The sequence below is a fragment of the uncultured Winogradskyella sp. genome, assembly GCF_963975125.1.
GTDB lineage: Bacteria > Bacteroidota > Bacteroidia > Flavobacteriales > Flavobacteriaceae > Winogradskyella.
On record NZ_CAXBGB010000078.1, the window covers coordinates 1 to 15467 of the forward strand.

Sequence of the window (15467 nt, forward strand, 5' to 3'; positions counted from 1 at the left end):
ATGTTTTTATATATAAGACACAAATGAGGTCTTTTATTGTGCTTCTTCATGTTTTTCCTTTTGCTCTTGTTCTAGAGTCTGTTCAGGCTGTTTAAATAAATCGATATAAGCTTTACCAATAGTGTCAATAATATGACTCGCAATTAAACTTTGGTAACCATATTCTTCTAAAGCAATATCTGCAGACTTCCCATGAAGGTAAACTCCAAAGATAGTGGCAGCTAAAGGTTCATACGTTTGCGCAATTAGCCCTGAAATAATTCCTGTTAAAACATCTCCACTTCCTGCAGTTGCCATTCCTGGATTGCCTGTAGTATTCAGGTATAATTTATTTTTATATACAGTTATAGAATGTGCCCCTTTAATAAGAACAATTACATTATATTTTTTGGAAAATGATTTAACTTTTTTTAGTTTTTCAAAATCATCGGACCACTTTCCTATTAAACGCTCTAACTCTTTTGGGTGTGGTGTTAAAACGCTCTGCTCTGGTAATAATTTTAGTAAAGCCTTATTTTTAGATAGTATATTCAAAGCATCAGCGTCAATTACTAATGGTGTTTTATTTTTCTTTAAAAAAGCTTCATAAGTTTTGACTGTCTCATCTGTGGTTCCCAATCCTACTCCAATACCAATAACAGTTGGCACCATTTCAAAGTTGATATTAGAAATGTTAGTTTCGTTTTCGTCTGTAATGACCATTACTTCTGGTATAGCGGTTTGTAAACTATGATAGCCACATTTTGGGATGTAAGCCGTTACCAAACCTGCACCAGAACTTAAGGCTGCTCTAGTGGCTAAATTAACAGCTCCAACTTTACCATAGCTTCCACCTAAAATTAGTACATGACCAAAGACACCCTTATGCGCAAATTTTTCTCTTGGTTTGTAAAGTAGTAACACTTCATGCTTAGAAATCAATTCAACTTCAGTTTCTGTTTGCTTTAAATAATCGCGATCAATACCAATATCTAAAACCTCCCACTGCTCTGTATATTTAGCGGTTTCAGGTAAAAAAAACACCAATTTGGGAGATTGAAAACTTAAAGTGTAATTGGCATGTACTACAGCCTTTTCGTCTTCTACTGACTTATCTGTATATAATCCAGAAGGAATATCTATAGCCAAAGTAAATACTTTAGAGGCTCTAAATTTTTGAAATAGCTCTTGCACCCAATCATTTGGAGGACGATTTAAACCAATCCCAAAAACGGCATCTACGATAATATCGTCTGCATGAAAGTCTGGAAAGTCTGCTCGACAGGTTAACATCTTTGGCCAATCTTTAGTCACATTTTTAATACGATCATAATTAATTAAAAAATCTTTAGACCGCTTATCACTGCAATTAACAATGTAAGTAATCACATTATAGCCATGCGTATTTAAATGTCTCGCTAAAACCAATCCATCACCTCCATTATTACCAATACCACAAAATACGTGTATTGGTACTTGTGCTCCTTGCATACGCAGATGCATCCAATCAAAAATTTGGGTTGCTGCACGTTCCATTAAATCTGTTGACGATATATTTTGACGTTCTGTGGTTAACTTGTCACCTTCGTAGATCTGTTCCTTAGAAAATACTTTCATGTAAATGTTTTAAAAGCTTATGTTATTAGCTATGTTTTTTATTTTAATAAAAAGACAAGCCCTTTTTTAGCAATTTCCAAAAGGGAAGATTCGTTTTTTATTGTTGTAAAAATAATACATTTGAAGAGTAATTTCTAAAAAAGTAAACTTCCAAACAATGAAGGAGGGTTGATACATTATAATCGTCTTTTAGACTTTTAGCAGATTATATATATTTCGCTTTTACATTTCAACCCAAATAAACGTAGTTTTATATACATTTTAGTTTCCGAACCATTAGAATAACTACATTTATGGGTATTTAAGACCTATTAGCTTTGAAGTCTATTCATTATTTTATCATTTTATTGTTATCGTTTTCAAGCGGTTCTGCACAACAGTTCACACTAGAAACACCTCTAGATATAGCAGTTAATGAAACTTCTGGATTGCTATATCTTAACAACACACTGATTACTCATAATGATTCCGCAACCACAAATCAATTGTTCGATATTGATACGTCGACTGGAGCTATAACTCGAACCGTAACTATAACTAATGCCTCTAATACAGATTGGGAAGATCTCACACACGATGGAACTTACATCTATATTGGCGATTTCGGAAATTATGAAGGAGACAGAACGAACCTTAAAGTATATCGCATCGCTATTGCAGATTATTTTGCTAGTACCTCAGTATCAGCAGATTTAATCCGTTTTAGTTATAGCAATCAAACAGATTTCACATCTAGTCCTATAGCTACAAATTTTGATGCCGAAGGACTAATACATTACAATAACAAACTCTATGTGTTTTCTAAAAACTGGCTAAATGGAGATACAGATATCTACGAACTATCTAAAGAACCTGGTATACATAGTATTTCTATAATTGACACGATTAGTGCTCAAGGTTTAATTTCTGGTGCGACATATAATCCTCTAGACAATAGTATTATACTTATTGGCTATGATGTTAATGGTGCTTTTATAATTCAGTTAAATGGGTTTAATTCAGGTTTATTTTCTAATGGCACTGTTGTAAAAACATCCATGAATGTGCCTAATAATTATTCATTTCAAGTTGAAGCTATCATTCCAATTAATGTGAATGAATATTATGTGTCAGCTGAAGAGTATTCATCAAATGCATCAGGCTTATATAGTTTTAATGTTTCGACTTTAAGTATCACAGCATACGATGATATAGCAATTTCCTTTTATCCGAATCCTGCAAAAGATGTTATATCCTTAAGTCATGAGGATTGTGAAACTAAAATTTATGCAATTACAGGACAATTGGTAAAAACGTCATCAAACAAAAAAATTGATATTTCTGATTTATCTACTGGAATTTATTTGGTAAAGATTCAAGGTAAAGGGAATGTAAATTCTACGACAAAACGTTTGCTAATTGAATAATATAGATTCTGAAACATCCCGATAACTATCGGTTCAGAATGCTAAATAAGAATTTACACTCCGTCAACTTAATATTCTAACCAACAACTCTTTAAGCAAATCTCCTTGAGGTATAGCACTCGACCCAACACCTTTACTCTTAACATCAAATTCACGCAATAAACCAATGACTGTACTCACTTTTCTCATTGGGTAATTACGTGCAGCAGTTAAGTACTCATTCACAAAATAAGGATTCACTTTTAAAGCAGAAGCTACAGTTCTTGAAGACTTATCGTGCATACCATGAAGGTGCAATAATTGAGAGAAGAAATTAAATAACAAAGCCACAGTAACTACCATTGGGTTATCCTTTGGATTGTCTGCAAAATACTTGGCAATCTGATGCACTTTCACCACATTACACTCACCAACGGCTTTTCGTAATTCGAAATTATTAAAATCTTTACTAATACCAATATTTTCTTCGATATGCTCTGGTGTAATTTGGGTACCTTCTGGTAAAACAATTTTTAGTTTATTAAGCTCGTTATTCACCTTACTTAAATCTGTGCCCAAAAACTCAACTAACATCTGAGCTGCTTTTGGAGAAATATCGTAATTCTGCCCTTTTAATACACGTCTTATCCAATCTGGCACTTGGTTGTCATAGAGTTTTTTACTTTCAAATACCACTCCACCAGACTTATTTATAGTCTTATACAAAGTTTTACGCTTGTCTAACTTTTTGTATTTATAATTTAAAACTAATACTGTTGAAGGTTGAGGGTTTTCAGCATATTGTGTCAATTGTTCTATGGTTCTGCTTAAATCTTGTGCTTCTTTTACAATAACCACTTGACGTTCTGCCATCATAGGATAACGCTTAGCATTGCTCACTATATCATCAATAGAAACATCCCGACCATATAATACCATTTGGTTAAAACCCTTTTCAGCTTCGTCTAAAACATTGTTTTCAATAAAATCTGAAATCTTATCAATATAATAAGCCTCATCACCCATTAAAAAATAGATAGGCTTAAGATCACCTTTTTTTATCGCTGAAACTAGTTGTTTTACGTCGTCCAATGTCTTACTTCTTAATCTCTTCAAGTTTTAGCTTATGTAAAAGTATCGAGAATCTCTCAATAAAATTTTCTGCAAAAATCACTTGAAGTGACATTATAATTTTAATTTTGTATAGTGCAAGAACTCAACTTTCCTAAGTTTGAATACCGTTTCAAAAGTACAGAAAATAAAGTTTCTATTTTTGATGTTATTCGGAAAAAATTCATCATTCTTCAACCGGAAGAATGGGTGAGGCAACATTGTGTTCATTACTTAATAAATGACAAGAAATTCCCTAAATCATTGATTAATGTTGAAAAAGAGCTTACTATAAATGGATTAAAGAAACGTTACGATATTGTGGTTTATAATTCTGATGGCAGTATTCATTTAATTGTAGAATGCAAATCGCATAAGATAAAGATAGACCAAACCACTTTTGACCAAATTGCACGTTATAACTTAGTTTTAAATGCATCTTATTTAATGGTGACTAACGGTTTAAATCACTATTATTGCGAAATGGATATGGAAGCAGAACGGTATTCGTTTTTAGAAGATATTCCTAATTACACGTCAAAATAAATGCTACAAACCAAAGACATAGCGGTTGTTATTTTAAACTGGAATGGAAAAGCACTGCTTGAGCAGTTTCTACCTTCAGTTATAAAGTATTCTAACGATGCTCAAATATATGTCGCTGATAATGCTTCAATAGATGATTCTGTGGCTTTTGTTTCTGAACATTTTCCGATAGTGAAACTTATTCAGAATACTGAAAATAGTGGTTATGCAAAAGGATATAATAATGCCCTTAAGCGTGTTGAAGAACCACTACTATGCTTATTGAATAGCGATATTGAAGTTACTGAGAATTGGCTTAAACCTATCTTAGATGAATTTAATACTGACGTAAATACTGCTATCATTCAACCTAAAATTTTAGACTACAAAAACAAATCTCATTTTGAATATGCTGGTGCTGCAGGTGGTTTTATAGATAAGTATGGTTATCCGTATTGTCGTGGTCGCATTTTTGACACTCTTGAAGAGGACAAAGGGCAATACAACGATACAAAGACTATTTTCTGGGCTTCAGGTGCTTGTTTTTTTATTAGAAATTCAGTTTTTAAAACTTTGAATGGTTTCGATAAATCTTACTTTGCGCACATTGAAGAAATTGATTTGTGTTGGCGCGCTTTCAATACCAATTACCAAACAAAGTATGTTGGAACTTCAACGGTTTATCATGTTGGTGGAGCTACCTTAAGTAATACAAATCCAAAGAAAACGTATCTTAATTTTAGAAATAGTCTCTTCACGCTTGTAAAAAATACAGATTCTAATGTTTTCATTAGAACAGTGATTCGTATGAAACTCGATGGTGTTGCGGCTATTCGGTTTTTGTTTCAATTAAAACCGCAACATTTTTTTGCAGTTCTTAAAGCTCATGGTTCATTTTACATGAATTTAGGTCGAGTTTTAAAACAACGTAGGCAATTACCTAAGCAATCAAACTACTACAAAACCAACTCTATTGTTTGGTCTTACTTCATTAAAAAACGCACAAAATTCTAATTGTTCATAAAACTGTTAAAGTTTTTGTTAATCCATGTTTGGCTAATTCTTCTTTTCTATAATTTTGAGTTGTTATTATTAACAATATAAATATAAGATTCAATTATGAAGAAATTAATATTATTAAGTGTTTGCTCAATGCTGTTGTTTGCGTCTTGCGTGTCAAAGAAAGATTATCTAGCACTTGAAACAGAACAAAAAGAAACTCAAGATTTATTAAATAGTGCAACGGTAAAACTAAACAAATGTCTTTCGGATGCAGCTGCAGCGAATGCAAGAGTAGAAACAATGAAGGATCAATTGGTAGATTTACGTAAGTCTAACCAAGATTTAATTGATACTAAAGGTGATTTAACCATCTTAACTAAAAAGGGGTCTGATAATCTTGAAAAGTCTTTAGAAAGCTTAAAGGAACGTGATTTAAAAATTACAAGATTACAAGATGCATTGACTAAAAAGGATAGTGTAACTCTAGCTATTGTAACTAGTCTTAAAAAGGCAGTAGGTATTAATGATCCAGATATTGAAATTAATGTAGAAAAAGGTGTTGTTTTTATTTCTATTGCCGATAAATTATTATTTAAAAGTGGTAGTTATAACGTAACAGACAGAGCTAATGAAATTTTAGCAAAAGTTGCTAAAGTGATTAATAGCAAGCCAGACTTTGAAGCTATGGTAGAATCGCATACTGATAACAAATCTTACAGCAAACCACCATTAGTAGATAACTGGGATTTAAGTGTAAAACGTGCAACGTCTATTGTACGTGTTCTAGAAAGCTTAAATGTTAACCCGCAACAGTTAATTGCTGCTGGTCGTAGTTCTTACGTACCTTTAGTTGATAATGATACTGCTGATAATAGAGCAAAAAACAGACGTACACGTATTGTTGTATTACCAAAAATAGATCAGTTCTATGAAATGATCGAAACTGAAATGAAAAATTTATCTGCCGGAAACTAATTCTAGTAGATTTAGATATAAAAAAAACCAATGCGTTTGCATTGGGTTTTTTGTTTGTTATAGATTATAAATAACACCCCTAAAGTCCCCTTAAGGGGACATTCTAAAAGATATTATTCAGAGGAATTGTCCCCTTGAGGGGACTTTAGGGGTGTTCACATGAAAAGTTTACTTAGTTAAACTAAAATCATAAGACTTCACCAATCTAATAAACTCAGCTCTATAACCATCCTTATCTTCACCTCTACCATTCTCTGCCAATTCAATCACTTTAGATATTGATGCCTTATTAAAATATTTAGATTGTCTCAATTGCATTCCAAATAAAGCTACTGCAGAAGTAAAGTTCATGTCTTCTGATGCTTCAGATGTTTTGGTCTTTTGTACATGCACCATTTCAATACTTTGAGATGCATCTGGTTTTTTATATCTGAATTTTACAGTGAACAATTCGTCCTCATAATTAACCTTAGCCTCAGTTTGTGTATATTTTAAGTCTGGTTGTGATTTTAAATAATCACTCTCTACTCCTGTTAGAATAATTTCATAAAGTGCAGTTACTGTATGTCCACTGCCTAATTCGCCAGCATCTTTAGTGTCATCTACAAAATCTTCATCAGCCAACAATCTGTTCTCGTATCCAATTAGGCGATAGGCTTGTACTTTCTTAGGATTAAACTCCACTTGAATCTTTACATCTTTAGCAATAGTAAATAAAGTTCCTCCAAATTCTTTTCCAAAGACTTTTTGAGCTTCTTGCATATTATCAATGTAAGCATGATTTCCATTTCCTTTGTCTGCCAAAGTTTCTAATTTTGAATCTTTATAATTCCCATACCCAAAACCTAAAACAGACAAGAACACTCCAGATTTACGCTTTTCCTCTATCAAGGTTTGCATATCGCTATCACTTGAAGCACCAACATTAAAATCACCATCAGTAGCAAGTATAACACGATTATTTCCTTTTTTCTTAAAGTTCTTTTCGGCTAATTTATAGGCTAATTTAATTCCTGCTCCACCAGCTGTAGAACCACCTGAGTTTAAATTATCTAAAGCAGCTAAAATCTTTCCTTTATTATCACCAGAAGTTGGTTCTAAAACCACACCTGCTGCTCCAGCATAAACAACTATTGAAACTTTATCTTTTGCTCGCAACTGATTTACTAGAAGCTTAAATGCACTTTTCAATAAAGGCAACTTATTCATTGAACCCATTGAACCCGATACATCGATTAAAAATGTAAGATTTGATGCTGGTAATGCCTCATTAGCATAGGTTTTTCCTTGAAGCCCTATTCTCACTAATTGCGTGTTAGTATGCCAAGGTGTTTCTACAACTTCTGTATAGATAGAAAATGGGTGCTCATCTGTTGGTTGAGGATAGTTGTAATTAAAATAATTAACCATCTCTTCTATTTTAACAGCCTCTCGTTTTACTTTCTGTCCATTATTTATCATTCGTCTTACATTGCTATAAGCTGCTTTATCTACATCAATTGAAAATGTTGAAAGCGGAGCAAGATTTGCACGCTTAAAAGGGTTTTCTTGGATTTGAACATAAGATTCATTCAAAAAATCATTTATAATACTAATATCAACATTATTTTTGTGTCCTTTTGTTCTTAGACATATAACTCCTTTACTACCATTATATCCATATATAGCATTCCCTTGCTGAGCATTAAGAATTTCTATATGCTTTACTTTATCAGCTTTAATACTTCTAAACTCAGATTTCGATATTGGTTTTCCATTTAAAATATAAAGTGGCTCTTTTGATTTTACAGATGTAATTCCTCTAATAGAAATATTAGATGTGCTGCCTGGAGTTCCACTTAATTTTGATATAGTAACGCCAGAAATTTTACCTGAAAGTGCTGAAGCAATTGTAGGTTTTGGTTTTGATCTAAAATTCCTTCCTGTACCACGAACCGAATAACTATAACCAACTACAACTACTTCGTCTAGTGAATTACCATCTTCTAAAGCTACATCGTATATGTTAGCTACACCTATTATAATTTTAGAAGTTTCCATACCAACATAAGAAATTACTAAAATGTCACCAATATTCGCTTTAATAGAATATTTTCCATCAAAATCGGTTTGAATCCCATTAGCAGTTCCTTTAACAATAACACTTGCTCCTGGTAATGGTAATCCATCAGCTGCAGTAGTTACAATTCCTGTGACTGTTTTTTCTTGTGCTTGTAATTGTACGGATAGAAACAATACAATTATAATTTGTAATACATTTTTCATAATATATAGTTTAGATGATTAATTAATCTTTAATAACTGAAATGATCTCAGGTAATAATGCAATGGCAGTTAGTACTAAAGCATTGCTTTTTCTATTAGTTGTTATCTTGGTCTCTTTAGATTCCGTTTTTGCAACTTCTGTAGTACGATTGGGAATCCGTATCATTACCACAGAATTATCGGAGTCTTCTATAAAATTTTCTTTAGCAAACTCATAGGCAAGTTCAATACCATCGTCTTCAAAAGTCTTAACGCTAGATTTTGGATGCTCAACCACATATAGTAGTTTTTTAATACCTGTAGCTTCCGTTTGGTTAAGTGCAATACCATTAAAATGAGAATATGCAACGATGCTTATTAAATCATCTTCAGTAACACGCTTAGACAATAATTTAAAAGCCTGTTTAAGAATAACACTATCCTCAGTATTAAAACTATCAGCGTAAGTTTCAATAAGAAAAGTGATGTTTTTTGTTTTAGTAGAATCTGTCTGAATACTGTAATGCTCTACGATAAACGTAATTAGATTATCGAGTGTTACAGACTCAGTTTCAATATTTTTTTCTTGAGAGTGACTTGCAATTGATAGCATCAATGCAAGTGTGGTTGTAAATAATATATTCATTAGTTTGGTATTAAAGTTTACATAAAACTAAATACCTTACCTGAAAAATAAAATCAATAATGAGTGAAGTAAGACTTTGAATGAGTTAACTACCCAAGAACAGCTTTTATGGTTTTATCGCGTTGAATCTTACCGTTTACTGTTTCTAGAAACTTATCAGTAATATAAATCTCTTTTGGAACTTGGAACTTTGTTAATCCCTTTATATGCTTAATTCTGTTACCAATACTCTCTACTGAATCTCTAGGGTTTTCAACAATTAAGATAAGTTTCTCGCCGAGTGCAGCATCTTCTTCTCCTGCAATAATAAAACGTTCATCTATTACAGGTTGTAACTTATCTTCAATTTGCTCTGGAAACAACTTTACTCCACCAGAATTTATAACGTTATCAAAACGGCCTAACAACATAAAACTAGTTTCAGAATGTAGATCTACAATATCGTTTGTTATTAATGCTTCATTTACCAACTTCGACGCATTTACAATTAAACATTCTCTTTCGTCTTGCCCAAATGTTACATTTGGCAAAGCTTTGAATAAACCATCCCCTTTTACTGCTTCTGACGATAATTGTCGCACTGCAACATGTGTTACGGTTTCGGTCATTCCATAAGTCTCATAAAACTTAGATTTACAACTTTTAATCCTTTCCAATAACGGTTTGGTTACTTTAGAACCACCAACAATAATAGTTTTGATATTATCTGTATAATTTATGGTATGCTTTAGTTGCAATGGAATCATAGCACAAAAATCATATTTTTTTTCATAATCAAAAATTGGATGTGCAGAAGGCTCAACACAATCAATTTCTAAACCCAGAATCATTGCACGTACCAACATCATTTTTCCAGCTATATAATGACTTGGCAAACAATCAATTGCCTTATCACCTGGTTGTAAACCAAAGAAATCACCTGTTGCAATAGCTGAATTCACCATTGCTTGTTTTTTTAATTTAATTGTTTTTGGTTGCCCAGTAGAACCCGATGTGTTTACATACAAAACGTTTTTATTATTAAGCCAATCAATTAAAAAATTACCAGTAACTTGCTCATAAGGTTCACCTTCTTTGATAAGGCTGTAAGCTACTTCCTTTAGGTCTTCAAAACTAAAATGAAGCCCATTAAACTTAAAGCGATTATGTACTTTATTATACTTTGGAGTCATTTACTCTATAATTTTATAATCTTCTTTTGGTGGTTCTTCTACTTTTCCTAATAATTTATCATTCCAGTTTTTCCAACCGTAACGCTTCGATAAAATAAGCAGCATTAATGGATAAATCACCAAAACTGGTATTAAAATTTCTGAAACTGTACCAGCAACTGGCTCTGAAGTATCTTTAAAAATAGCATCGGTTTGTAGAGCTGTCCAATCCGCAGTTACTAATAATGATGCAATAAGATTATTACCTAAATGAAATCCTAATGCGAGCTCTAAACCTTCATCCATTAAAGTCATTATACCTAATAACAGTCCTGTTCCTACATAAAAAATCATCATCTGCCAGAAACCAATAGCTCCTACTTCTGGGTTTGCAGCATGAGCTACACCAAACAATACAGACGTTAAGATTAGAGGAAACCATTTATTCTTTACTAATACTCCAACATGCTGCATTAAATAACCTCTAAACAAATACTCTTCTAATCCTATTTGAAAAGGGAATAAGATAATGCTAATGATAAATAGAATTGCAAATTTCACAGCATTAAACTGAAATACAATTTCTGATGAATCTATTGAGTACATTATTAAAAATGTAACAACAGTATATATTGTAATCATTAAAAACGAAAATAAAATACGCTTATAATCTACTTTTGGACGTGATGTAGTTAGGGATAAAATACTTCGCTGATGCACATATTTCACCAACAGAAACAAAAGTCCAAGTAAAAACACAAACGGTAACAAATTGACAAGTAAAAATACGCTTGATGGCCAATTCTTAAACAAGTCCATAGCTGCATCTAATTCTCCTGGCTCAGAAGTTAAATAGACCACAAAATTGCCAAGAAAAATACCAGCAACTAATATCGTAGTTAATATAAACATCCATATTTCGCGTTGTCCTTTATAAGCTTGTTGTATATAATTCATGGTTATAAATTAAATTTCCAATGTTGTTTTAAATCGTAGTGCAAAGTACCATTTTTTACAATTAATGGCGAATCAAAATTGTTGGTAAATAAACCTCCAGTTCCTAAACCTTGTGGCATCGTGTTTTTTAAAGTGTAAGTCCATTGTGCAACAGCGTTTAACCCAATATTACTTTCGAGTGCGCTGGTAATCCACCATTTAATGTTTAAATCCTCAGCTATATCAATCCATTGTTTACTTCCACTAAATCCACCAACCAAGCTTGGTTTTAAAATAATGTATTGTGGCTTTATAGTTTGAAGTAGTTTTTGTTTCTCTTCTTTTGAAAAGACTCCAATTAATTCTTCGTCTAGTGCAATAGGCAAAGGCGTATCTTCACAAAGCTGAGCCATAGCCTCAAATTGCTTCGCTTTTATAGGTTGTTCTATAGAATGTAATTGATATTCTGATAATCGTTTTAATTTCTCTAAAGCATTAGCTTTTGAAAATGCGCCATTGGCATCTACTCTTAATTCAATATCAGATTTTGAAAACTCTTTTCTAATGGATTTAAGAATATCTAATTCCGTTTGAAAATTTATCGCTCCAATTTTTAGTTTTATACAATCAAAACCTGCTTCAATTTTTTCTTTGATTTGGGCTCGCATAAAATCTTCAGATCCCATCCAAACCAAACCATTAATAGGAATACTATCAAAACCCTTTGTAAATGGCGAAGGAAATAATTGAAATTGATCTTCATTTTCTAAGGATTTAAAAGCGGTTTCTAATCCAAATTGAATACTTGGAAATTCAATAAGCTCTCTGAGAAGTGCTTCTAATCCAAAGTTGATGTTTTCACAAGTCCATTTTAACTTCTCTTCAAAATCTGGTCTATAATCAATAGATAAACCTCTTAAAATACCACACTCACCTACTCCAACAGCATTATCTTTTTCAAGACGAATAAACCACGTTTCTTTAGTGGTCATTAAACCTCTAGAGGTTCCGCTTGGTCTTTTAAAATCTAAAATATATTGGTGATATGTTGCTATCATAAGTCAAGTCAAAAATACTTAATAAATACCATTTACCTATTGAATTTTTGTAATTTAGAACTCAAATTTTCAACTCACAATGCCCGATTTTCCTAATATAATATTGTATGCCATCCCTTTCTTTGTATTGGCAATGTTACTAGAGTTATATATCACTGCAAAGCAACATATTAAAACATACGAAGCTAAAGATGCCTTTTCTTCGATTGCAATGGGCTTAGGGAATGTTATACTAGGTTTTGTAAGTAAAGCTATAGTGCTAATGGTCTTTTTTTGGGTTTATGATAATTTTAGATTGTTTACCATACCTGTAGCTTTGTGGTCTTTTGTTTTCGTTTTTTTTGTTGATGATTTCTCATATTATTGGTTTCATCGCGTGTCTCATCAGTGTCGTCTATTTTGGGCATCGCATGTGGTACACCATTCATCAGAGCATTATAATTTGAGCACAGCATTACGACAAACGTGGTCTGGTGGCTTTTACACCTTTATTTTTTGGTTATGGTTGCCGCTTTTGGGTTTTCATCCTGCGATGATTTTATTGCAAATGTCTATTAGTTTATTGTATCAATTCTGGATTCATACGGAAGCCATAAATAAAATGCCAAAATGGTTTGAAGCTGTTTTTAATACACCATCGCATCACAGAGTACATCATGGTAGTAATCCTATTTATTTGGATCGTAATCATGCTGGAATTTTAATTATTTGGGACAGACTATTCGGAACGTTTCAACCTGAGTTAAAAGACGAGAAAGTCACTTATGGTTTGGTTACAAATATTAAAACTTTCAACCCAATAAAAATTGCTTTTATAGAATGGTTGAACATGTTTAAAGATGCTTTTACAGGACGTAAATCTTTAAAAAACAGAATTCTATATTTTTTAAAGCCTCCAGGTTGGAAACATGATGGTAGCGGGAAAGTTAGTGATGATTTGCGAAGTGAATGGTTGAACCAGAAACACTAATTTACTTTACTTAATTTTAGTGTAAACCATATAGCAAATTTTTAAATTTTTTCAAAAAACAACTGAATTTTAAGTTATATAACGATTATAATTACTATTAAAAGAATTTTAGTGATAAGTAACAAGATTATCGTATCTTATTGTTTTGCAGAATCTTATAGATAAAATGCAGATTTAAATTTTAGAATTTATTTAGCGATTAATAGCATTTACAAGTTAGAACTAATTTTGACTTGAAATTATTGCAGTATGCAATTTACCTCACCAAAATGCACGAATTTGCTAAGCCTATAAAATGGGATTTAATAGATGAAGTGGTAAAACTAGTTCCTCTGAAAACAGTTCAAAAAAAATATATTGGCAAAGGCCGATCTGCAAAAGTATATCTTTCGTATTCTGGTAATGAAGGTATAGCCACAAAGACATTTACTGGCGAACCCGTTAGTAAATTAATTCTTTTTATTCTAACAGGATCTGCTAATCCTTACACTTGGTGTGAAGATGCTATTAAATGTGCTATGATACGAAGACGGATTCTATCATCACTATGCCAAATTTGGTTTGAAGACAAATTAAGATTACCCAAAACATTCGAGTACCGTTGGAATAATGAACATAAAGCATTTGAAATTGATGCAGAGTTCATTCCTGGCAAGCATGCTTCTTTATTTAATCCATTGCATAAAAACCAAGTGAATTATATGTCTGAATTGAAAAGTGAAATTATGAAGCCGCTGAAGGATAAATTGATTGAGTCTGGATTTGATGGGTTAGTTTGGCAAGCAGGTAAAGGAAATCCTGTAGCAGTCAGTAATTTTATGATGCTTAATAAGGAAAACGGCAGCAGAGAATGGATTTGGATAGATTTAGAATCTGGTCTTCCTGCTCTATTTGCCATGAATCCATTATCAACATTGTTCTATTATCTCCCAAAATGTATTAAGCATAGAGATTGGCTTTTTGATAATGTAGATTCCCCTAAACTTACTAACTATATAACAAAGAATAAAGCTATTATTACATCAAAACTAGGAGAAACTACGTATAGAAATCTTTGCACTGATGCAGATTTGTTATCTAAAACCCAAAAGAATTGGAAAAGTTTAAGTAGGCATCAAAAAAGCTTAAATTATTCTTTTTCACAAAAAAAGATAACTGAAGAATCTAAACTATATTATGAACATAAACCTGTACGCTGGTTTTTAAAAAATAGCATAACCTTTTTAAAATCATCAATTAAAAGTATAAGAAAAATTGTAATAGAATTTTTTAATACGGTTTATAATTTTAGATACAAGAAGTTTATAAAACGTATATACCTTTATTTTTCGAGTGCTAAATATCGTTGGAGACTTGTAAGATGGTATTTAAAAAAAGAAATTGATAAGTGGAAATCTAGAAAGTTCTTTACTGAATCTGATTCTAAATTTCTCAAAAACGAACTCCAAAAAGATGATAAAAGTTCTTATTTAACTGACTTTAGTATTCACTTAGGTATAAAACCATTTGTAAAAATCTTTAGCTTAATCATAATGCCTTTAGTAATTTCTGGTGGTATTTTCAGCTTACAATCTGGTGCACTAATAATTCTAGCATCTGGTCCTGTAGCAAGAACATTATATACAGTTTGGAGAATGTCCCATAGTCTTATTAGCTCTAAACCACAATTTCCTATAATAGCCTTAATTATTGGTTTATTACCAATAATTGGTAACCTAGCTTATCCTGCCGAATTATTTTATCATAGTACAGGTAGTAAAAATAAAGTGTCTAAATTTATCATTTACTCATTTACTGCTAAAGCGGGTTCTAAAATCCCTATTTGGGGAGGAAAAGACAGTGAGATTGAACATCTTTTTAATAGAATAT

At 32.1% G+C, this 15467-nt stretch carries 13 protein-coding genes; 6 read left to right on the plus strand and 7 right to left on the minus strand.

Annotated features, from left to right (window positions below; genetic code table 11):
* Positions 1–33 precede the first annotated feature (33 nt).
* Positions 34–1596 (minus strand): NAD(P)H-hydrate dehydratase, encoded by a 1563-nt coding sequence (locus tag AAC053_RS11240; protein ID WP_339756482.1) that lies wholly within the window; start codon positions 1594–1596, stop codon positions 34–36.
* Between the two features lie 317 nt (positions 1597–1913).
* Between AAC053_RS11240 and AAC053_RS11245 the strand changes: the two genes are divergently transcribed.
* The gene (locus AAC053_RS11245; RefSeq protein ID WP_339756484.1) at positions 1914–3002 is read left to right on the plus strand and encodes a T9SS type A sorting domain-containing protein; all 1089 of its coding nucleotides are present in this window, start codon (positions 1914–1916) and stop codon (positions 3000–3002) included.
* Between the two features lie 63 nt (positions 3003–3065).
* Here AAC053_RS11245 and holA read toward each other — a convergent pair whose 3' ends face one another.
* Complete coding sequence (gene holA, locus AAC053_RS11250; protein WP_339756516.1) at positions 3066–4073, minus strand: DNA polymerase III subunit delta; 1008 nt, start codon at positions 4071–4073, stop codon at positions 3066–3068.
* 114 nt (positions 4074–4187) lie between these two features.
* Here holA and AAC053_RS11255 point away from each other — a divergent pair, with 114 nt between their 5' ends.
* The 3 genes from AAC053_RS11255 to AAC053_RS11265 all read left to right on the plus strand — a co-directional run bounded on the left by AAC053_RS11255 (position 4188) and on the right by AAC053_RS11265 (position 6593).
* Positions 4188–4637, plus strand: coding sequence for a type I restriction enzyme HsdR N-terminal domain-containing protein (locus AAC053_RS11255; protein WP_339756486.1), 450 nt, complete (start codon positions 4188–4190; stop codon positions 4635–4637).
* Positions 4638–5630, plus strand: a complete 993-nt coding sequence (locus AAC053_RS11260; RefSeq protein WP_339756489.1) for a glycosyltransferase family 2 protein — start codon at positions 4638–4640, stop codon at positions 5628–5630.
* Positions 5631–5735: 105 nt separating this feature from the next.
* The gene (locus AAC053_RS11265) at positions 5736–6593 is read left to right on the plus strand and encodes an OmpA family protein (protein ID WP_339756493.1); all 858 of its coding nucleotides are present in this window, start codon (positions 5736–5738) and stop codon (positions 6591–6593) included.
* A gap of 168 nt (positions 6594–6761) precedes the next feature.
* On the opposite strand, the gene AAC053_RS11270 is transcribed toward AAC053_RS11265, so the two are convergent.
* The 5 genes from AAC053_RS11270 to AAC053_RS11290 all read right to left on the minus strand — a co-directional run bounded on the left by AAC053_RS11270 (position 6762) and on the right by AAC053_RS11290 (position 12628).
* A complete protein-coding gene (locus AAC053_RS11270) occupies positions 6762–8858 on the minus strand; it encodes a von Willebrand factor type A domain-containing protein (RefSeq protein WP_339756496.1) in 2097 nt (698 codons plus the stop codon).
* Between the two features lie 22 nt (positions 8859–8880).
* On the minus strand, positions 8881–9483 hold the full coding sequence (locus tag AAC053_RS11275) for a hypothetical protein (protein ID WP_339756499.1): 603 nt from the start codon (positions 9481–9483) through the stop codon (positions 8881–8883).
* An 89-nt stretch (positions 9484–9572) separates the two neighbouring features.
* Positions 9573–10655: an AMP-binding protein gene (locus AAC053_RS11280; RefSeq protein ID WP_339756502.1), complete on the minus strand. Its 1083-nt coding sequence runs from the start codon at positions 10653–10655 to the stop codon at positions 9573–9575.
* Entirely contained in the window at positions 10656–11591 is a 936-nt protein-coding gene (locus AAC053_RS11285) for a CPBP family intramembrane glutamic endopeptidase (RefSeq protein ID WP_339756504.1), read from the minus strand.
* 2 nt (positions 11592–11593) lie between these two features.
* On the minus strand, positions 11594–12628 hold the full coding sequence (locus AAC053_RS11290; RefSeq protein WP_339756507.1) for an o-succinylbenzoate synthase: 1035 nt from the start codon (positions 12626–12628) through the stop codon (positions 11594–11596).
* A gap of 79 nt (positions 12629–12707) precedes the next feature.
* Between AAC053_RS11290 and AAC053_RS11295 the strand changes: the two genes are divergently transcribed.
* Entirely contained in the window at positions 12708–13598 is an 891-nt protein-coding gene (locus tag AAC053_RS11295) for a sterol desaturase family protein (RefSeq protein WP_339756511.1), read from the plus strand.
* A gap of 233 nt (positions 13599–13831) precedes the next feature.
* Positions 13832–15467 (plus strand): hypothetical protein (locus tag AAC053_RS11300; protein WP_339756514.1); only part of this gene is annotated, 1636 nt, incomplete at its 3' end.